This is a genomic window from Streptacidiphilus fuscans (assembly GCF_015690355.1).
GTDB classification, from domain to species: Bacteria; Actinomycetota; Actinomycetes; order Streptomycetales; family Streptomycetaceae; genus Streptacidiphilus; species Streptacidiphilus fuscans.
Window position 1 is genome coordinate 18,856 of the sequence record NZ_JADPRT010000003.1, and the last position, 20,280, is coordinate 39,135.

The window sequence follows — 20,280 nt, forward strand, 5'->3', positions numbered from 1 at the left end:
TCACTCTTTGCTCCAACAATTCATATATGCGACTGAGCCTCACCCCGGCCACAGTGACCCTCGAGGTGCCCGCGTGACCGCGCACGCACCGCGCCGCCGCACCAAGAAGCAGGCCCAGGCTGCCCGCCGCTCGGCGCCGAAGTCGGCTCCCGAGCCGGAGCAGCGGCCCAAGGCCCAAGCGTCGGGCAGCCCGACACCGGGCAAGGCGACCGGACGACTGACACAGAGTGAGGCGAAGAAGCCGACGGAGACGCGACCTCAGCCACCTGCTCCGCCAAGCCTTGTGACAACCCGACAAACCCCGGCGCGGCCCGCCGCGCAGGAGCCGTCCCCGCCGACCCTGTCCTCACTGGCCCCCGCCCCCGGCGCACCCGGACGGCACGGCTCCGTCAGTCACGCGCCGCCCGCCGCGACCCGCAGCATCGACTCCGGCGCGGGACCACAGGTCAACGGCAACAGCAACGGCAAGGTCAACGGGAAGGCCCACGGAAAGAAGGTGCTGCCCGCCGCGCCGAGTGCCCCGGCGTCACCACCCGCGCTGACGGCGGACTCTCCGCCCATGCCCACGCCCATGCCGACGCCCGTGGCACCACCCGCACCTCAGCCCGTACCTCCGCCCGTGCCGACGGCCGGGACGTTCGACGCGCTCTACCGGGACGCCGTACCGCGCCTGGTGCAGCAGACCTACCTGCTGACCGGCAGTCAGCACCGCGCCGCGCACTGCGTCCGACGCGCCTTCCAGCAGGCCTGGACGCACTGGCGCACCGTCGGTCAGGACAGTTCGCCGGAGGGCTGGGTACGCGCGGCGGCCTTCGAGTTGGCGCTGTCGCCGTGGCACCGCGGCGGCCCGCGCGTACAGCACCTGCTGCGACTGCCGCACCGTCAACCCGCCCCGGCCTCAGCCGCCAAAGCGGCCCCGGAGCAGGCCGACTCGGACAAGGCGCTGATGAAGGCCGTGATGCGGCTGCCCCGGCCGCAGCGACGCGCCCTGGTCCTGCACGACGTGATAGGGCTCGACTGGGCGCAGACCGCCGCCGAGGTCGAGGGCAGCACCCCGGTCACCTTCGGCCGCGTCGCGCGCGCCCGGCGCGCGCTGGCGGAGGCCGTGCCCGGCGTGGTCGGGTCCGACCCGGAGCAGGCCGGCTTCGGCCGTCGCCTGGGCGCGCGGCTGCGCAGGGCCGCCGAACGCGCCTGCGCGGGCATGGAACCGCTGGCCGCACCCGGCGCCACCCGGACCCGGGCCCGGCTCCACGATCACGGCCTCACCGTGGCGTCCGGCGTGCTGACGCTGGGGACGGCCGGCGGCCTGGCTGCCTCGCTGCTCTGGGGAACGCCGATGCATCCGGCGGAGCGGCCGATCATCGTCCACCCCAACCCGAACGCGACCCAGCTCGCCCTCTACTCGCCGGCCCAGGCGCAGCCGAAGCACCTGCCGCACCAGAAGCTGCCGTCGATCCCTGTCGACTGGGCCGAGCGCGCCCGCTACGAGGCCGCCCTGGCCAAGCAGAAGCGGCAACAGGCAGCCGACGCCGCCAACTCCTCGGGAAAACAGGCGAAGCAGGGCAACCAGAGCACCCCGGGCCCGCAGTCCGGTCCGACCGCCCAGCCGACGACCGGCGCGGGACCGAACCAAGGGACACCGAACCAAGGGACGAGCACCACTCAGAACATCGATCCGACCCTGTGCCGGATCTTCTCTCTGCCCTGTGACCGCCCCGGCCATTCCGGGCACGGCGGCCACCACAAGAAGCCCTCCTCGGCCACGAAGTCCCCGCACTGATCGCTTCCGGACAGCACGAAGCCGCCCTGCCGGAGATTCCTCCGGCAGGGCGGCTTCGTCTGCGCGCGGCGTGCGTCAGGCAGTCAGGCCGTGGGCCTGGTCAGCCGATCAGCTCGCGAGCCAGGCGGGCGGTCTCGGACGGCGTCTTGCCGACCTTGACACCGGCGGCCTCGAGGGCCTCCTTCTTCGCCTGGGCGGTGCCGGAGGAGCCGGAGACGATGGCGCCGGCGTGGCCCATGGTCTTGCCCTCGGGCGCGGTGAAGCCCGCCACGTAGCCGACGACCGGCTTGGTGATGTGCTTCTTGATGTAGTCGGCCGCGCGCTCCTCGGCGTCGCCGCCGATCTCACCGATCATCACGATGATGTCGGTGTCGGGGTCGTCCTGGAACGCCTGCAGCGCGTCGATGTGGGTGGTGCCGATGACCGGGTCGCCACCGATGCCGACGGCCGAGGAGAAGCCGATGTCCGACAGCTCGTACATCATCTGGTAGGTCAGGGTGCCCGACTTGGACACCAGACCGATGCGGCCGGCCTTGGTGATGTCGGCCGGGATGATGCCCGCGTTGGACTGTCCGGGGCTGATCAGGCCCGGGCAGTTCGGGCCGACGATGCGGGTCTTGTTGCCCTTCTGGCCCGCGTAGGCCCAGAAGTTGGCGGTGTCGTGGACCGGCACGCCCTCGGTGATCACGACGGCCAGCGGGATCTCGGCGTCGATGGCCTCGATGACCGCGGCCTTGGTGAACGCCGGCGGCACGAAGATGACGGAGACGTCGGCGCCGGTGGCCTCGATGGCCTCCTTGACCGAGCCGAAGACGGGCACCTCGGTGCCGTCGACGTCGACCTTGGTGCCGGCCTTGCGCGGGTTCACGCCACCGACGATGTCCGTGCCCGAGGCGAGCATGCGGCGGGTGTGCTTCATGCCCTCGGAGCCGGTCATGCCCTGGACGATGACCTTGCTGTCCTTGGTGAGGAAGATAGCCATTCTCGGTTCCCCAGCCCTTACTTCGCAGCCGCGAGCTCAGCGGCCTTGTCGGCCGCGCCGTCCATGGTGTCCACCTGCTGCACGAGCGGGTGGTTCGCGTCGGTCAGGATCTGACGACCCAGCTCGGCGTTGTTGCCGTCCAGACGGACGACCAGCGGCTTGGTGACGGCCTCGCCCTTGCTGGAGAGCAGCTCCAGGGCCTGCACGATGCCGTTGGCGACCGCGTCGCACGCGGTGATGCCACCGAAGACGTTGACGAAGACGGACTTGACGTCCGGGTCGCCCAGGATGATCTCCAGGCCGTTCGCCATGACCTCGGCCGAGGCGCCGCCGCCGATGTCGAGGAAGTTGGCGGGCTTCACGTTGCCGTGGTTCTCACCGGCGTAGGCGACGACGTCCAGGGTGCTCATGACGAGACCCGCGCCGTTGCCGATGATGCCGACCTCGCCCTCGAGCTTGACGTAGTTCAGGCCCTTGGCCTTGGCCTTCGCCTCGAGCGGGTTGGCGGCGGCCTTGTCCTCCAGCGCCTCGTGCTCCGGCTGGCGGAAGTCGGCGTTGGCGTCCAGGGAGACCTTGCCGTCGAGCGCGATGATCTTGCCGTCACCGGTCTTGACCAGCGGGTTGACCTCGACGAGCAGGGCGTCCTCGGCGACGAAGACGGTCCACAGCTTCTGCAGGACCTCGGCGACCTGGTCGGCGATCTCGGCCGGGAACTTGGCCGCGGCGACGATCTCGGCGGCCTTGGCCGGGGTGACGCCCTCGACGGCGTCGACGGCGACCTTGGCCAGCGCCTCGGGGTTCTCCTCGGCGACGACCTCGATCTCCACGCCACCCTGGACGGAGGCCATGGCCAGGAAGGTCCGGTTGGTCCGGTCGAGGAGGAAGGAGACGTAGTACTCCTCCTTGATGTCCGCCGTCTCGGCGAGCATCACCTTGTGGACGGTGTGGCCCTTGATGTCCATCCCGAGGATGGCCTTGGCCTTCTCCACGGCGTCCGCCGGGTCGGCGGCGAGCTTGACGCCACCGGCCTTACCACGGCCGCCGACCTTCACCTGAGCCTTGACGACCGCGCGGCCGCCCAGGCGCTCGGCGACCGCAGCAGCGGCCTCCGGGGTCTCGATGACTTCACCGTCCAGCACCGGTACACCGTGCTTGGCGAAGAGGTCCCTCGCCTGGTATTCGAACAGGTCCACGCGCGTCCGTCCTTGTGATCGCGACTGCTTGTCTTCCCAGCGTGCCGCACACGACCGATGTCGGGCGGGGGCGCGGGGGCCCTGGCAGGGGTCCTGGCGTCAGCGCCTTCGCTACGGGGAGCACACGGCGGCGTGGCACGCGGCATGTCCGTCTCGCAGGTTATCGCCGTCCGGGGTGCGGGGTTCACCTGGGAGGGTCCCCAGACCGGTGATAACCATCACAACGGGGGTACGGGGGGCGCCGCGCGCGAGTCCGGCGTTCGGTACCGGGGTGCATTCAGGGCGTGCGCCACCGATTCACTTCGGCCGTTCGGTGGACATCCATGGAAGGCCCCTTGCGCCGGGAACCCGGCAGGTATAACGGATACATCACAGAGCGTGGTGAACTCCTGCCACCCGTGTCCGAAGTGAAGTGCCCGAGAAGCGGACGCACGATGCACAGCACTCACAGTCTTGGCGCTCACAGTCCCGGCGTGACCGCGGGCGCGCTCTGCGGCGGAGACGGCGCCGGAGCCCCCGCCGACAGCGGCGACGGCACATGTGGCGGCGACGGCCGCAGCGGCGCTGTCACCGGCAGCGGCGGCGAGGGCTGCGACAGCTGCGGGGACGGCTGTGACGAGGGCTGCGACGACGGTCCGGGCCACAGAGCCCACGGGGCCGAGCTCGGCGCCGCCCGCTCCACCTGGCCCATGGACCGCCAGGCGGCGACCACCTTCGCCGCCGTCGCCTCCTCGGTCGCCCGGGCGCGGTTCTTCGTCCGGATCACCGCCGCCATGTGGCGGCTCGCCCCGGCCACGCTGGCCGACACCGAGCTGTGCATGTCCGAGCTGGTGGGCAACGCCGTCCGGCACACCCACAGCGAGCGCGTGCACTGCCGGCTCTGGAGCGCCCGCGGGATGCTCTTCGTCGAGGTGGACGACGAGGACCTGCACGACGTCCCCCGGGTCGCCTGCGCGGGCGAGGACGACGAGGCCGGGCGCGGCATGCTGCTGATCGACACCTTCAGCACCGCCTGGGGCACCGTCCCCCGCCCCGGCGCGGGCGGCGAGACGGTCGGCAAGACGGTCTGGGCGGCGCTCCCCCTGCCGCCGCCTCGCTGAACGACGTGGTGACGCTCCCGCTGCCGCTGCCGCGCTGAACGAGTCGGTGACCGGTCGGCGACCAGTTTGGTGCCGCCACGTTGGGCCATTCGGGTGACGGGACGGTCACTCGGCGGGTATCGGCAGCGGCTGCTTCTGCAGTGCCGCCGCCATGACCTCCGGAAAGAGGTCCGGCGTGCAGGCGAAGGCCGGCGCACCGAGTGCGGCCAGGGCTCCGGCGTGCTCGCGGTCGTAGGCGGGCGCGCCCTCGTCGCTGAGCGCCAGCAGCGCGACGAACTGCACCCCGGCGGCCTTCATCGCCGCCACCCGCTTCAGCATCTCCGTCCGGATGCCGCCCTCGTACAGGTCGCTGATCAGCACTACCACGGTGTCGGCGGGCCGGGTGATCTTCGACTGGCAGTAGGCCAGCGCCCGGTTGATGTCCGTGCCGCCGCCCAGACGGACGCCGAAGAGCACGTCCACCGGGTCGGCCAGCTCCTCGGTCAGGTCGACGACGGAGGTGTCGAAGACGACCAGCCTGGTGCTGAGCGAGTGCATCGACGCCAGTACGGCGCCGAAGACGGACGAGTGGACCACCGAGGCGGCCATCGATCCGGACTGGTCGATGCAGAGGATCACGTCCTTCTTCACCGCCCGCTGCGCCCGCGCGTAGCCGACCAGCCGCTCCGGGACGACGGTCCGCTGCTCGGGCAGGTAGTTGGCGAGGTTGGCCCGGATGGTGCGGTCCCAGTCGATGTCGTGGTGGCGCGGCCGGTGCGTGCGGGCGCTGCGGTCCAGCGCCCCGCCGACCACCGAGCGGGTACGCGTGGCGATCCGGCGTTCGAGGTCCGCGACGACCTTGCGGACCACCGCGCGGGCGGTCTCCCGCGTGGTCTCCGGCAGCGCCTTGCCGAGCGAGATCAGCGTGGCGACCAGGTGCACGTCCGGCTCGACGGCCTCCAGCATCTCCGGCTCCATCAGCAGCCGGGCCAGGCCCAGGCGTTCGATCGCGTCCTGCTGCATCAACTGGACCACGCTGGTCGGGAAGTAGCTGCGGATGTCGCCCAACCAGCGCGCCACCTGCGGCGCCGAGCCGCCCAACCCGGCACTGCGCGTGCCCGACCCCGCGCCCTCGGGGCGCTGCTGGTAGAGCGCCGAGAGGGTCCGGTCCATCGCGGCGTCCCGCCCGGCGAGCGCCCGCCCCGTCCCGTCCGCGTCTCCGCCGAGGACCAGCCGCCAGCGACGCAGGCGCTCATCGCGCCCGTCGCGCCCGTCGCGCTCGTCACGCTCGTCACGCTCGTCGGTGATCCGAGACTCCTCGTTCGCTGGTTGCCGCGTCACTTCGTCTCTCCCGTCCCGAGAATCAGCTGGACCGTGGCCAGCGCGGGCGCGGCCCGCTCTGCGTCGAACCCGGCGGCGAAGCCGAGCGGTGCGTCCGTCGGACGGTCGCGTCCTGACATGCCGTCACGCACCAGTTCGCCGACGCTGCGCCGGACACCGGACTCCAGCCGGGAGAAGGTGCGGCGCAACAGCGGCAGCACGTCCGGGAACACGTCCGCCGGGATGGCCGCGATCCAGGCGTCGAGCAGCGCGAGCAGGCGCTGGTCGTGCACCAGCAGCATGCCGCCGCCGGCGAGGAAGCCGTCGACCCACGCGGCGCCCTCGGCGGGCGGGACTCCCGGCGTCAGCACCAGCCCGAGCAGCCGGGCGGTCTCGTCCTCCGCCAGCCGGCCGTCGTCGAGCAGCAGTCGGGTGGCCCGGCCGCGGACCACTCCGGCCGCGAGCTCGCGCCGCACCAGGCTGCGCAGGCAGGCGACCCACTGCTCAAGCACGTCGGGCCCGGTCCGCTCCGCGCCTGGCTCGGCAGGCTGCGTCTCCGTACGTGTGGACGCGAGCGTGGTCGCGAGCAGGCCGATCGCGCTGTGGGTGGCCGCGATCCGGTCGGCCAACGCGGCTGCCGCGGCCGGTTCGAGCGACGTGGCCGCCGCAGGCAGCCCCACGCAGATGCGCACGGCCAAGGAGGTCGCCAGCTCGCTCAACAGCCCGGCTCCGGTGGCCCGGACATCGCCGTAGCGCAGGGAGCGCACCAACGCCGGGAGGGCGTCGGCGAGATGCTCCACGTCGCTGTCGAGCGCCGCGCGGTCCGCCAGGCAGCGCAGCACCACCGGGAGCGCCTCCGGCAGAGCGGCGAGCAGGCAGCTCTCCGCCAACGCCGTCACCTCACCGAGCCGACCGGCCTCCAGCGCCCGCGCCGAGGCGCGCGCCGATGCCGCCGCCTCGACTGTCGTGCCCCAGACGCCCACCTCGGCGACCTTGACCGCCAACTCCGGCTCCCAGGACAGCTCCCAGCTCTCCCGGAAGGTGCCGGTGGAGCGGACCTGGGAGCGGGCGGGGACCGCCCAGTCGATGCCGAGCAGCGTCAAGCGGTGGAAGAGCCGACTACGTGCCGCGTCCAACTCCCGGCGCAGATCCAGGTCGAGGGAGCGGACCCGGGCTTCGGGCCGGAGCCGCAGCTCGCGCTGGAGGCGGGTCAGATCCCGTTGCAGCGGGACGGCGGGCGCCCCCTCGGGCACCTCGCCGAGCGCGTCGCCGACGACCAGCCGGTCCTCGATCAGCCGCAGCGGCACATCCGAGCCGTCGCACAGCACCGCGCGGACGGCGTCGACCGTCTCCGCCAACCCCGCGAGCGGTCGACCGCGCATCGCGGCCAGGGTCTCCGCCAGTCGCACGGCCTCGATCACGTGCGCCGAGGACACGGCGTGGTCCTCCTCGCGCAGCAGCACTGCGACTTTGGTCAGCCAACGCTCCACGACCTGACGGCCGTTCGCCTCGAACAGGTGCTGGTACCAGCCCGGGGAGGCGATCCCCGCGCCGTAGCCGGTGGCCTGCGAGAGCCGACGATGTGTCCACGGCACCCAGGTCAGCTCGACCTTGAGCTTGGGCAGGCCACGCAGCAGCGCGTTGTCGGCGGCGGACGTCGACACCTTGGGCGCGAGCGCGGGCACGTGCCAGGCCCCGCAGACCACGGCTATCCGCGCGTGCCCGGCCTTGGCCGCGGCCCGGATCTGCTTGCGCATGTACGCCTCGCGGCGCGCGTCCCCGGGCGTGACCGGAACCCCGGTCCGCAACTCCCCCATCGCGTCGGCGAGGGCGCGGAACGGCGCCAGGGCGTCGGCGGCGTCCGGGTTCGCGTCAGTGCTTCCGCCCGCGCCGGCCGGGTGGGTGTGCTCGACCACGTCGTCCCACCAGCGCTCGGCGTCCTCCTGCCCGGCGGCGCGCGCCAGTTCACCGATCGGGTCCAGGTGCGGCGCCGGGTTCGCGCGCTGCTCGCCCTGCCGGCCCTGCTCGTGCTTCTCCTTCTCCCCCCTCTCGTCCTTCTCGCCCTCGTCGTCGCTGGTGGCGAGGGCGAGCATGTGCGCGGCCGGGAGATCGACGAAGCGCACCGGGACTCCGCCGTCGAGGGCGTGCCGCAGCGCGACCCACTCCGGCGAGAAGGCGGCATACGGCCAGAACGCGGCCCGGGACGGCTGCTCCACGACGTGCGCGAGCAGGGCGACCGGCGGCGTCATCTCCTTGCTCGCGGCCAGCGGCAGCAGCGCGTCAGCCTCCGGCGGACCCTCGATCAGCACGATGTCCGGCCGGAACTGGGCCAGCGCCGCACCCACCGCCAGCGCGGAGCCGGGACCGTGATGTCGGACGCCCAACAGGGCGGTCTCCGTCAACGCCGCCCCCTCAGCGCGCGGCCGCGTCGCGGCAACTGCGGTAGAAGTCCCTCCAGTCCGCGCGCTCACGCACGACGGACTCCAGGTACTCCTGCCAGATCAGCTGATCCGTCGCGGGATCGCGGACCACCGCACCGAGGATGCCCGCGGCCACGTCCCCCGCGCGCAGCTGACCGTCGCCGAAGTGCGCCGCCAGGGCCAGGCCGCTGGTGACCACCGATATGGCCTCGGCCGTGGAGAGCGTGCCGGAGGGGGACTTGAGCTTGGTCCGTCCGTCGGCGGTGACACCGTCGCGCAGCTCCCTGAAGACCCTGACGACGCGCTGGATCTCGGCCAACGCGCCTGGGGTCTCCGGGAGTTCGAGCGAGCGACCGAGCTCGGTGACGCGCCGGGCGACGATGTCCACCTCGTCGTCGAGCGAGGCGGGCAACGGCAGCACCACCGTGTTGAAGCGCCGCCGCAGGGCGGAGGACAGCTCGTTGACGCCTCGGTCACGGTCGTTGGCGGTGGCGATCAGGTTGAAGCCGCGGACGGCCTGCACCTCGTCGCCCAGCTCGGGGATCGGCAGCGTCTTCTCGGAGAGGATGGTGATCAAGGTGTCCTGCACGTCGGCAGGGATCCGGGTGAGCTCCTCGACCCGGGCCGTCATGCCCTCCGCCATGGCGCGCAGCACCGGACTCGGCACGAGCGCCTCCCGGCTGGGGCCCTCGGCCAGGAGCCGGGCGTAGTTCCAGCCGTAGCGGATCGCCTCCTCCGGCGTGCCCGCGGTGCCCTGGACCAGCAGCGTGGAGTCTCCGCTGACAGCGGCGGCGAGATGCTCGGACACCCACGTCTTGGCCGTGCCCGGCACGCCGAGCAGGAGCAGCGCCCGGTCGGTGGCGAGGGTGGTCACCGCGACCTCGACGATCCGGCGTGGACCGACGTACTTCGGCGTGATCACCGTGCCGTCGGGCAGCGTGCCGCCGAGCAGGTAGGTGGCCACCGCCCAGGGCGAGAGTCGCCAACGTGCCGGGCGCGGCCGGTCGTCGGCGGCGGCCAGCGCCGCGAGTTCGGCCGCGTACACCGTCTCGGCGTGCGGCCGGAGCACGGCCGGAGCGTCCGCAGCGGCGTCGGTGACGGCGTCGGTCGAGTGGATGGTGGGAGTGACGGACGTGGACATAGGTCTCCTCAAGGAGGAAGGCACCAGGGCATCGTCGATGAACCGCCGGAACGCGGTCACAGCGCAGTCGGAACGCAGTCGAGATCGCAGAGTCAGCAGGTGGACAGGGCTGTCACGACAGCAGTCACGGCCCGGTCGTCGCCTGCGAGAACCACTCTGCACGGTGGGTCTGACAATTCGTGGGCCACCGCCTCGAAGGAGTGAACGACGCCTCGCGCGGCAGCCCGATGTGTCAGTGGTGGGTCCTAACGTCACGGACATGAACGATCGCTGGACTACCGATCACGTTCTCTCCCTGTCGCCTGACGTCCCCTCGACCAAGGCCGCTGCCAGGCTCGCCAAGGCGGAGCCCTGGTCCGGCACGGGCACGTCGGCCGACGCGGTATGGGGCGCCTGCAAGGGCAGTGGGTCGCGGCCGTATCAGACGGTGGTCGCGCTGGACGGCCCGGCCTACCACTGCTCCTGCCCCAGCCGGAAGTTCCCGTGCAAGCACGCGCTGGCGCTGCTGCTGCTCTGGGCCGGCAACGCCTTGGCGGGTGAGGAGGCACCGGCGTGGGCCACCACGTGGTTGACCTCCCGTCAGCAACGGGCCGAGCGAGCCACCGAACGCGCCGCAGACCGCACGACGGGGCGCGCCGACGCGTCCGCGCCGAGGGACGAGGCCGCGGCAGCCGCCCGCCGCGCCGGGCGCGAGGCACGCGTCGCCGTCGGTGCGGCCGAGCTCCAGGCCCGACTCACGGACCAGCTCAGCACCGGGCTCGCCGAGGCGCCCAGCCAGGGCTACGGCTTCTGGGAGGGCGTCGCGGCCCGCATGGTCGATGCCCAGGCCCCCGGGCTGGCCACGCGCGCACGGGAGTTGGGCGCGCTGCCGGCGTCCGGCCAGGACTGGCCCTCCCGGCTGCTGGAGGAGTACGGCCTGCTGCACCTGCTGGCCGCGGGCTACCAACGCGTCGGCGAGTTGCCCGAGCCCCTGGCGGCGACGGTCCGTTCCCGCGTCGGCTTCACCGTCGACGCCGCCGAGGTCCTGCGCGGCCCGCTGGTCCGCGACCGGTGGCTGGTCCTCGGTTCCCGCGACAGCGCCGACGACCGCCTCACCACGCGCAGGCTCTGGCTCAGAGGTGAGGAGTCCGGTCGCACCGCGCTGTTGCTGTCCTTCGGCCGCCCCGGCGTGGCACCGGAGTTGGCGCTCCCGACCGGCCTGGCGCTCGACGCCGAGCTCGCCTTCCACCCGGCCGCCCGCCCGCTGCGCGCGGCCCTCGGCACCCGCCACGCCGGGCCCGCCGCCGCGCCCCGGCCCTCGGGCGTGACCATCGATGCCGCGCTGGACACGTACGCGGCGGCGCTCGGTGACGACCCCTGGCTCACCTCCTGGCCGGTCGTCGTCTCGGACGTCGTCCCGGTGCCCACCGAGACGGGCTGGAGCCTGGTCGACGGGACGGGCTCGATACCGCTGCGCTCCGGCTCGTTCTGGCGGCTCGTCGCCGCGTCCCAGGGCCGTCCGGTCACCCTCTTCGGCGAGTGCGGCTGCCGCGGCTTCGACGCGGTCACCGCCTGGACCAACGAGGGATCACTTCTGCTCTGAGCCTGTCCGGCTCCCCATCGTTCCCGGCATCTTTCCCGGCCACTCCGCGCCCCTTGCTCGTCACTTGGCAGAAAGGCCTCGTATGACGCCCACGACGCCCGCGCCGCACGCCCCCGCGCTTCCGGCGACCACCTGGTCGGAGCTCGTCGAGGACGCTCTTCTCGGCACCAACCGCCGCAGCCGGCCCGACCTGCTCGACCGAGCCGCCGCGCTCACCGTGGCCCGCCGCGCCGGGCTGCGCCCCGCGCCCGCGCCCGAGATACCGGCCGCCGCGCCACCGGACACCCGCACGCCACTTCCCCCGGCCGCCGCACGACGGCTCGCGTCCCTGCTGGCGGACGGCTCGGGCGGGGAGTTGCTGCCGCAGTGGCTCGCCACCGCCCGGCTGCGCGGCTACGCGCCGCCTTCGTCGCTGCTCCCGCACCTGCTCGACGCCGCCCGCCAGCGGAGCGACATCCGTCCGGACGCCGTGGCCGTCGCCGGTCCCGTCGGACGCTGGTTGGCCACGCTCAACCCGGAGTGGCGCTTCGTCCTGCGGGTCGCTGTGGACAGCCCCGGCCATGGGTCCGGACTCGGACCTGGACCCGGCGCTGGAACCGGCGCTGGAACCGGCACTGAGGCTGACGGCGACGCGGCCGGGACGAACAGTCAGTCCCTGTGGCAGGAGGGCCTCTTCGCCGAGCGCGTCACCTACCTGACCCGCCTTCGCAGGCGTGACCCCGCAGCCGGGCTGGCGCTGCTCCGCACCACGTGGCGCAGCGAGCGCGCGGAGGACCGGCTGCTCTTCCTGGACGCGCTGCAGGAGGGGCTCGGTCCGGAGGACGAGGAGTTTCTGGAGGCTGCTCTCGGAGACCGCGCCAAGAACGTCCGGGCGACAGCGGCCGAGCTGCTCTCCACGCTGCCGGGCTCCGCGCTGGCCGGACGGATGGCCGAGCGTGCGCGGCAGGCGGTCTTCCCGCACGGTCAGGAGCTGGTCGTCGAGCCGCCCACCAGCTGCGACGCCGCGATGCAGCGCGACGGCGTCGCCGCCGGATCACCCACCGGCCGCGGTGACCGGGCGTTCTGGCTCGGCGAGATCGTCGCGGCGACCCCGCTCCGCCTCTGGACGGAGCTGATCGGCCCGCCGGAGCGGGTGCTCGAGCTCACGCCCACCCCGGAGTGGGCCCGCGAGCTGTTCGACGCCTGGGCGCGGGCCGCTGTGCGCCAGCACGACGCCGCATGGGCGAGCGCCCTGCTCGCCGTGCATGCCGCCCACGGGGCGACGGGCACGCTGGCCCGCCTCGTCGCCGTCCTGCCGCCCGACGAACGGGCGGACTGGACGGCGGGATACCTGGCCGGACAGGGGTTGGCCGACGCGTTCCAGTTGCTCGTCACCTGCCCCGGTCCGTGGCCGGAGCTGCTGTCCACAACGGTGCTGGACGCGCTCGCCGAGGCCGCGCACGGCGGGGCCTACCCGTGGAGCCACAGCGGCGTGCTCGGTGTCGCCGAGCGCTCGCTGCCGGTCGCCGCAGCCGCCCGCGTCGACGACCTGGCCGCAAGCGGTTCGGCGGCGTGGGCCGAGGTCTTCACCCGGCTCGCCGGTACGTTGCGCACCCGCAACGCGATGCTCGCCGAACTCGGCGGCGGTGAACCGGGCGAGCTCGGGAGCTGGGAGTCCGGAAGCCCGCCGTCGTCCGGCATCTGACCTTCGCTCAGCACCGTCGCCAGCGGCAGCCGGGCGTCCACCCGAGGGGATCAGGTCGTCGCGCCGGCGCGCAGGTGGCTCTCCACCCAGCTCACCACGTCGCGCGTCGGCGTGCCGGGGGTGAAGATCTCGGCCACGCCGAGCTCCTTGAGCTGCGGGATGTCGGCGTCCGGGATGATGCCGCCGCCGAAGACCACGATGTCGGCGGCGTCGCGCTCGCGGAGCAGCTCCACGATCTTGGCGCAGAGCGTCATGTGCGCGCCGGAGAGGATCGACAGGCCGATCCCGTCCGCGTCCTCCTGGATCGCGGTGTCGACGATCTGCTCCGGGGTCTGGTGCAGCCCGGTGTAGATCACCTCCATACCGGCGTCGCGCAGCGCACGGGCGATCACCTTGGCCCCTCGGTCGTGACCGTCGAGACCGGGCTTCGCCACCACCACGCGGATCGGGCCGGACACGCCCATCTTTGCCTCCTGCGTTCTTGCAGCCGCTGCGTCAACCGGCGTCGGCATCCGGTGTTGGAACGTTATCCCCGGCCGGGGACGGACGCCGTTTCACGGACCCGAGCGAGGGGAGAATCACAATGATCCACCGTTTGTCCTGATTCACCGTTCATCGACGAGTTCACTGCGCGTTGGAGCCATACCCCACCTCGGCGACGCCCACCCGTCGTCGGCCGCCCGCGGTCCACCACCTGGGCGTGCATCAGGCCAGTGGCGTGGAGGCGCGCAGCGGGGAGCCGCAAGCCGTCACGCAGCCACCGCTGTGCTGCCGCCCGCTCGGCGCGCCCTCGACACACGCTCGGCCGTGACTCCGGCGCCGCACGAGGTTGGTGCGGCACGGTCTCCGCCGCGTCGCGTCGTGGGACTCGAGCCTGCTCGCCTGTCCACGCCGGACGCTTCCCGGATCCGACCCGCGGGGAGGTCGTGGCTGTGAGCAACGTGTCGGACCGCACCGGCGCCTGGGCGCGCGAGATCTGCGAGGCCGGGCTGGGCATCGGGCTGGGCGTCGGCCTGGAGGGCGTCGCGCTGGCCGGTCATCTGCTGCTCTACCCCGGCGGCTTCCTCCAGCAGGAGCAGTGGCCGCCACCACGCCCGCAGCACTGCGGACACCGACGCCGCGGCCGGCCCGTCGAGGAGAGCGTGCCCCTCGGTCAGGACGGGCTCGACCGGGAGGGGCCCCGCAGCACCGAGGAGGGCCCCGAAGGCGCCCACGCCCCTGTCCTGCTGCTGCACGGTCTCTTCGACAACCGGGCGGTCTTCACGCTGCTCCGCCACAACCTGCACGTCCACGGCTGGGACCACGTGCACGCGTTGAACTACAACCCGCTGGCACTCGACCTCCCGCGCGCCGCCGCACTCTTCGGCCACCAGGTCGAACAGGCGCGCTGGATCTACGGCGGCGAACGCATCGCCGTCGTCGGCCACAGCCTCGGCGGACTGATCGCGCGTTACTACGTACAACGCCTCGGCGGCAGCGAACACGTGCACACCTTGGTGACCCTCGGCACGCCTCACCAGGGCACGGTGACGGCGCATGCGCTCCGCGCCTTTCCGATCGTGCGACAACTACTGCCCGGCAGTGAAGTGATCGCCGAACTCGACGCGCCTGCGCCCGAATGTTCGACGCGTTTTCTCTGTTTCTGGGGCGGCCTGGACGCACTGGTCCTTCCGCACCGCCATGCCCGACTCGACCACCCCGACCTCGTCACGGAGAACGTGCTGGTCCGCACCGCAGGACACCTGTCGCTGCCGGTGCACTGGGAGGTTCTCGCCCGCGTGCGCGAGGTGTTGGCGGAGGCCCAGGAATCGACACCAGTACGACGAGTGAACAGTCGTCAGATCGCCTGATCGCAAAAAGGCTGCCTGGGGGGACAATTCAGGAGTTCTCTTGTTTCCGGTGCTTTACCGGGGATACAGTCACGGACACTTTCCCGCTGTCGAGGTGGATTGGGATTTCCGTGACCACTGATACCAGTTGGTACGGCCAGGAAACCCTGGTCCTCCCCGACCACGGTCGGCCGTACCCGGAGCAGTGGGCCCACGACCCGTACTCCTCACAGCAGTTGTATGCCTCGTACGACACCTGCACCGCGTACGACGCGTACCCCGCATACGACGCCCGCTCCGCACCGACCCACCAGCCGTACGAGGCATACCAGGCGTACCACCAGCAGCCGTACCAGCCGCACCTCGGGTATCCCGAGTACCACCAGGCCCAGCCCGAGTACGCAGCCGCCTTCGCCGACCAGCCGACCACGACGGTCCCCTCGGTCGACTTCGCCGACGCCACACTCGTCGACGTCCCCGTCCGCCACGAAGAGACGCTCCCGGCTGCTGACCCCGCCACCACACCGCCCGTGGTCGGCGGGCGGGCTGCTGCCCGAGGGGCGCGGCGGAAGGCGACCCGGCGCCGGTCCGCGGTGCTGACCATCGTCGCGCCGTCCGCGGCGGTGCTAGGGGTTGCCGGTGCGGCCGCCGCCACCATCGGGCCCCTGCACACGCATCACCACGCCACGACCACCGCGTCGGCACCTGACGCCGCCCAGGCGCAGGCGAAGGCGCTGACCAGCGCCGAGACGCGGGACGCCGCCGAGCGCGCCAGCCGCGACGAAGCCCGCACGGCCCTCCAACTCCGCGCCGCCGCAGCCAAGAAGGCCGCCGCCGAGGCACCGCGCTTCGGGCTCCCGATCGCCTACCACACGGGCCTCAGCGCCCTGTTCGGCCAGGCCGGGACGCACTGGATGCAGTTGCACACCGGCATCGACTTCCCGGTGCCGGTCGGCACGCCCGTCCACGCGGTGACGGGAGGCTCCGTCAGCACCGAGTGGAACCCCTTCTACGGCAACATGTCCAAGGTGACCGCCTCGGACGGGACGATCACCTGGTACTGCCACCTCAGCGCCTACCGACTGCACAGCGGCCCGGTGAAGGTCGGCGACGTGATCGCCTACTCCGGCGACACCGGCAACTCCACCGGACCGCACCTGCACTTCGAGGTGCACCCGAGCGGCGGTCCGGCCGTGGACCCGCTGCCGTGGCTGCTGGCCCGCGGCCTGGACCCGCGCTGACGCGGGCCCGCCTGCCCAACTACCGCTGACGCGGGCCCGCCTAAGGAGCGCTCGGTTTCGGAGCGGTCAGAGCTTCTCGACCGGGGCGTAGCGCAGCAGCAACTGCTTCGTGCCCTCCGCGCCGAAGTCGATGGTGGCCTTCGCGTCGTCCGCCGGGCCCGACACGGCCATCACCGTGCCCAGCCCGAAGCGGTCGTGGGTGACCCGGTCGCCGACGGCCAGGGTGACCGTCGGACGGTCCTTCATCCGTCCCGCGTTCTTGCCCCAGCCCGCGGCCGGCGTGGAGCGCCGGCCACCCGCCGTACCCGTGCCTGCCGAGCGGCCACCGAACCCACCGCCCGAGCCGCCTACGCCACCGGACTTGAGCGACGGAACCGCTGCCGCAGCGGTCCGCTTCTCGTCGACCAGGGTCGGCGGGATCTCCTCCAGGAACCGGGACGCCGGGTTGTACGACGGCTGGCCCCAGGCGCTGCGCAGCACCGCGCGGGAGAGGTAGAGCCGCTCCCGGGCCCGGGTCAGGCCGACGTAGGCGAGGCGGCGTTCCTCCTCCAGCTCCTTGGTGTTGTTCATCGCCCGCATGTGCGGGAAGACCCCGTCCTCCATGCCGGTGAGGAAGACGACCGGGAACTCCAGGCCCTTGGCGGTGTGCAGGGTCATCAGCGTGATGACGCCACGGCCCTCGCCGTCTTCATCGGGGATCTGGTCGGAGTCCGCCACCAGCGCCACCCGCTCCAGGAAGCCGGGCAGGCCCGTCTGGACGGGCTCGCCGTCGGGGCCCTCGACCGGCTCCTCCTGCTCGAACTCCAGCGCCACGGCCGCGAGTTCCTGCAGGTTCTCGACACGCGTCTCGTCCTGCGGGTCCGTGGACGCCTGGAGTTCGGCCAGATAGCCGGTCTCCTCCAGCACCGCCTCCAGCACGGCGGCGGGCCCCGCACCCGACTCGACCACACCGCGGAGCTTCGCCATCAGGTCGTTGAACTTCTTCACCGCATTGGCGGAGCGCGCGGCCATGCCGTACGCCTCGTCCACCCGCAACAGCGCCTGCGGGAAGGAGATCCGCTCGCGCGAGGCCAGCGCCTCGATCATCGCCTCGGCGCGCTCGCCGATCCCGCGCTTGGGCACGTTGATGATCCGGCGCAGCGGCACCGAGTCCTCGGGGTTGGCCAGCACCCGCAGGTAGGCCAGGACGTCACGCACCTCGCGGCGCTCGTAGAAGCGGACGCCGCCGACGACCTTGTAGGGCAGGCCTACGCGGATGAAGACCTCTTCGAAGACACGCGACTGCGCGTTGGTGCGGTAGAAGACCGCCACGTCACCGGGCTTGGCGTCGCCCGCATCGGTCAGCCGGTCGATCTCGTCGGCGATGAACTGCGCCTCGCCGTGCTCGTCGTCGGCGACGTAGGAGGTGATCCGGGTGCCCTCGGCGCCCGCCGTCCACAGGTTCTTCTTGCGGCGGTTGCTGTTGCGCTCGATGACGGCGTTGGCGGCGCTCAGGATCGTCTGCGTGGAGCGGTAGTTCTGCTCCAGCAGGATCGTGGTGGCGTTCGGGTAGTCCTCCTCGAAGTCGAGGATGTTGCGGATCGTCGCGCCGCGGAAGGCGTAGATCGACTGGTCCGCGTCACCGACCACGCAGAGCTCGGCGGGCGGGATCTCGGCCAGGGCCGCCTCGGCCGGGTTGACGAACTCGCCGTCCACCGTCTTCTTCGGCGCCTGACCGCTGGCGCCGCCCGTCAACTCACGCACCAGCATGTACTGGGCGTGGTTGGTGTCCTGGTACTCGTCGACCAGGATGTGCCGGAACCGGCGGCGGTAGTGCTCGGCGGCGTCGGGGAACGCCTGGAGCAGGTTGACCGTGGTCATGATGATGTCGTCGAAGTCGAGCGCGTTGGCCTCGCGCAGCCGCCGCTGGTAGAGCGCGTAGGCCTCGGCCAGCTTGCGCTCCATCGCGTTGTCGGCCTGGCCCGCGTAGGTCTCCTCGTCGATGAGCTCGTTCTTGAGGTTGGAGACCTTGGCGGTGAAGGACTTCGGCGGGAACTGCTTGGGGTCCAGGTCGAGGTCGCGGCAGACGAGCGCCATCAGGCGCTGCGAGTCCGCCGCGTCGTAGATCGAGAAGCTGGAGGTGAAGCCGAGCCGCTTGCTCTCGCGCCGCAGGATCCGGACGCAGGCGCTGTGGAAGGTGGAGACCCACATCGCCTTGGCCCGCGGCCCGACCAGGGCCTCGACGCGCTCGCGCATCTCGCCCGCGGCCTTGTTGGTGAAGGTGATCGCCAGGATCTCGCCCGGCTGGACGCCGCGCGCGCCCAGCAGGTAGGCGATCCGGTGTGTGAGCACCCGGGTCTTGCCGGAGCCGGCACCGGCCACGATGAGCAGCGGCGAGCCCGCGTGCACGACCGCCTCGCGCTGTTGCGGGTTCATGCCGTCGAGCAGCGTCTCCGGGTCCCGGACCAGGTGCGGCGCGCCGTTGCGGTAGTACGACGCGGGCACGGGCTCGGCCGGGTCGAAGGACTGGAAGAGCCCGCTCGGGATCTCCTCCTCGTAGGCGCCACCGCTGTACGTGTCACCGCCGTACGTGTCGCCGCCGTACGGGCCGTCGTCGTACGACGCGGGCTCGTACGGCGGCTCGTCCGCCGAAGGCGCCGGGGCCGGGGTGTCCAGGCCGGGCAGGGGGATGTCGTCAAAGAGGCTGCTCATCACCCACGAGTCTAGGACGCCCCACGGACACCCCGGGACGGCTTCAGCCCACCATGCTCCTGACCTCGCTCCTTACCCCGGCCGACCTCGGCGAGGAGTCCGTCACAGCCCGCCTCGCAGAGCGCGAGGACCTCCTCGAAGCCGTCCAGGCCGCCGTAGTAGGGGTCGGGAACGTCGAGATCGTCCGGGTCGTCGGAGTGCCGGGAGGTGTCGAAGGAGCGCAGCAGCCGGATCTTCGCCGCCTCCTCCGAGGTACGGGCGAGACGGCGCAGGGCACGCTCGTGGCCCCGGTCGAGCGCGACGATCAGGTCGTGCGTGGCGAACCACTCCGGGCGGAACTGCCGGGCCACATGATCGCTGCCGTATCCGGCCGCGCGCAGCACCCGGACGGCGCGCTCGTCGGCCGGGTCACCGACGTGCCAGGAGCCGGTGCCCGCGCTGTCGACCTGGATCTCGCTCTCCAGCCCGGCCTCGGCCACCCTCGCGCGCATCACCTGCTCGGCCATGGGCGAGCGGCAGATGTTCCCGGTGCAGACGAAGCAGATACGCATCACCCGACCATGATCGGGTACGGCGGAAACTTGCGCGACGCGGTACGGGGTCGCGCCCTACCGTCTGCGTCATGGATGACAACCGAAGAGACGACAACCGGAGAATGGTCAGGACGTCGAAGTTCCTCTCCCGGGTCCTGCGCCACGACCCGGGCAGCATCGGCGTCCGCCTCGACCCGGCCGGATGGGTCGACGTCGCGCAGTTCCTCGCCGCAGCCGCCGCGCACGGCCGCCGGATCAGCCGGGCCGAGTTGGACCGGGTCGTCGCCGAGAACGACAAGCAGCGCTTCGCGTTCAGCCCCGACGGGAGCCGGATCCGGGCCAGCCAGGGCCACACCGTGCAGGTGGACCTCGGCTACCAGGAGGCCGTGCCTCCGGCGCGCCTCTTCCACGGGACGCACCCGGGCGCGCTGGACGCCATCTGGCGGGAGGGGCTGCGGCCGATGCAGCGGCACGCCGTGCACCTGTCGCCGGACGTCGCCACCGCGACCCGGGTGGGCAGCCGACGCGGACGGCCGGTGGTGCTGAGCGTGGACGCGGCCGGAATGGCGGCGGCCGGGTTCGTCTTCCGGGTCAGCTCCAACGGGGTCTGGCTGACCGACCACGTGCCACCGCAGTTCCTCGGCCAGGTCACGGCGGACGCGGAATGATCGGCAGGCTCGGGGCCACGGCGAGGCGAAGTCCGATCGTCGGACTGATCCGACTGATTGCCTGATCGGTCGTCATACGGTCGAAAGGCGTACGCCATCGGCCACGGCCGGGCGATCGGAGCCGCTTCTTCCGTCCT

The 20,280-nt window shown here is 72.2% G+C and carries 15 protein-coding genes; 7 read left to right on the top strand and 8 right to left on the bottom strand.

The window, feature by feature from the left end; translation table 11 throughout:
* Window positions 1-73: 73 nt before the first annotated feature.
* On the top strand, window positions 74-1,780 hold the full coding sequence (locus I2501_RS07225; RefSeq protein WP_196193043.1) for an RNA polymerase sigma factor: 1,707 nt from the start codon (window positions 74-76) through the stop codon (window positions 1,778-1,780).
* A gap of 100 nt (window positions 1,781-1,880) precedes the next feature.
* Here I2501_RS07225 and sucD read toward each other — a convergent pair whose 3' ends face one another.
* Together sucD and sucC are read right to left on the bottom strand one after the other, a co-directional pair.
* Window positions 1,881-2,762 carry a succinate--CoA ligase subunit alpha gene (sucD, locus tag I2501_RS07230; protein ID WP_196193044.1) on the bottom strand — a complete coding sequence of 294 codons (882 nt, stop codon included), beginning with the start codon at window positions 2,760-2,762 and terminating at the stop codon, window positions 1,881-1,883.
* Between the two features lie 17 nt (window positions 2,763-2,779).
* A complete protein-coding gene (gene sucC, locus I2501_RS07235; RefSeq protein WP_196193045.1) occupies window positions 2,780-3,955 on the bottom strand; it encodes an ADP-forming succinate--CoA ligase subunit beta in 1,176 nt (391 codons plus the stop codon).
* 473 nt (window positions 3,956-4,428) lie between these two features.
* Here sucC and I2501_RS39070 point away from each other — a divergent pair, with 473 nt between their 5' ends.
* On the top strand, window positions 4,429-5,055 hold the full coding sequence (locus I2501_RS39070; protein WP_196193046.1) for an ATP-binding protein: 627 nt from the start codon (window positions 4,429-4,431) through the stop codon (window positions 5,053-5,055).
* Window positions 5,056-5,160: 105 nt separating this feature from the next.
* On the opposite strand, the gene I2501_RS07245 is transcribed toward I2501_RS39070, so the two are convergent.
* The 3 genes from I2501_RS07245 to I2501_RS07255 are packed head-to-tail and all read right to left on the bottom strand — an operon-like array spanning window position 5,161 to window position 9,915.
* Window positions 5,161-6,342 carry a VWA domain-containing protein gene (locus tag I2501_RS07245; protein WP_196193601.1) on the bottom strand — a complete coding sequence of 394 codons (1,182 nt, stop codon included), beginning with the start codon at window positions 6,340-6,342 and terminating at the stop codon, window positions 5,161-5,163.
* A gap of 29 nt (window positions 6,343-6,371) precedes the next feature.
* Entirely contained in the window at window positions 6,372-8,756 is a 2,385-nt protein-coding gene (locus I2501_RS07250) for a DUF5682 family protein (RefSeq protein ID WP_196193047.1), read from the bottom strand.
* A gap of 10 nt (window positions 8,757-8,766) precedes the next feature.
* Window positions 8,767-9,915: an ATP-binding protein gene (locus tag I2501_RS07255; RefSeq protein WP_196193048.1), complete on the bottom strand. Its 1,149-nt coding sequence runs from the start codon at window positions 9,913-9,915 to the stop codon at window positions 8,767-8,769.
* A 259-nt stretch (window positions 9,916-10,174) separates the two neighbouring features.
* On the opposite strand from I2501_RS07255, the gene I2501_RS07260 reads away from it, so the two are divergent.
* Together I2501_RS07260 and I2501_RS07265 are read left to right on the top strand one after the other, a co-directional pair.
* Window positions 10,175-11,497: an SWIM zinc finger family protein gene (locus I2501_RS07260; protein WP_196193049.1), complete on the top strand. Its 1,323-nt coding sequence runs from the start codon at window positions 10,175-10,177 to the stop codon at window positions 11,495-11,497.
* Window positions 11,498-11,579: 82 nt separating this feature from the next.
* The gene (locus I2501_RS07265; protein WP_196193050.1) at window positions 11,580-13,181 is read left to right on the top strand and encodes a DUF5691 domain-containing protein; all 1,602 of its coding nucleotides are present in this window, start codon (window positions 11,580-11,582) and stop codon (window positions 13,179-13,181) included.
* A gap of 50 nt (window positions 13,182-13,231) precedes the next feature.
* On the opposite strand, the gene I2501_RS07270 is transcribed toward I2501_RS07265, so the two are convergent.
* On the bottom strand, window positions 13,232-13,645 hold the full coding sequence (locus I2501_RS07270; RefSeq protein WP_196193051.1) for a cobalamin B12-binding domain-containing protein: 414 nt from the start codon (window positions 13,643-13,645) through the stop codon (window positions 13,232-13,234).
* 468 nt (window positions 13,646-14,113) lie between these two features.
* On the opposite strand from I2501_RS07270, the gene I2501_RS07275 reads away from it, so the two are divergent.
* Both I2501_RS07275 and I2501_RS40525 read left to right on the top strand, forming a co-directional pair.
* Window positions 14,114-15,031: an alpha/beta fold hydrolase gene (locus I2501_RS07275; protein WP_328806258.1), complete on the top strand. Its 918-nt coding sequence runs from the start codon at window positions 14,114-14,116 to the stop codon at window positions 15,029-15,031.
* 110 nt (window positions 15,032-15,141) lie between these two features.
* Window positions 15,142-16,251, top strand: coding sequence for a M23 family metallopeptidase (locus tag I2501_RS40525; RefSeq protein ID WP_328806259.1), 1,110 nt, complete (start codon window positions 15,142-15,144; stop codon window positions 16,249-16,251).
* 66 nt (window positions 16,252-16,317) lie between these two features.
* Here the strand turns inward: I2501_RS40525 and pcrA are convergent, their stop codons facing one another.
* Window positions 16,318-18,942 (bottom strand): DNA helicase PcrA, encoded by a 2,625-nt coding sequence (gene pcrA, locus I2501_RS07285; protein ID WP_236046017.1) that lies wholly within the window; start codon window positions 18,940-18,942, stop codon window positions 16,318-16,320.
* A gap of 11 nt (window positions 18,943-18,953) precedes the next feature.
* The gene (locus I2501_RS07290; RefSeq protein ID WP_196193052.1) at window positions 18,954-19,493 is read right to left on the bottom strand and encodes a low molecular weight protein-tyrosine-phosphatase; all 540 of its coding nucleotides are present in this window, start codon (window positions 19,491-19,493) and stop codon (window positions 18,954-18,956) included.
* Window positions 19,494-19,597: 104 nt separating this feature from the next.
* On the opposite strand from I2501_RS07290, the gene I2501_RS07295 reads away from it, so the two are divergent.
* Window positions 19,598-20,143: an RNA 2'-phosphotransferase gene (locus tag I2501_RS07295; RefSeq protein WP_236046018.1), complete on the top strand. Its 546-nt coding sequence runs from the start codon at window positions 19,598-19,600 to the stop codon at window positions 20,141-20,143.
* Window positions 20,144-20,280 lie beyond the last annotated feature (137 nt).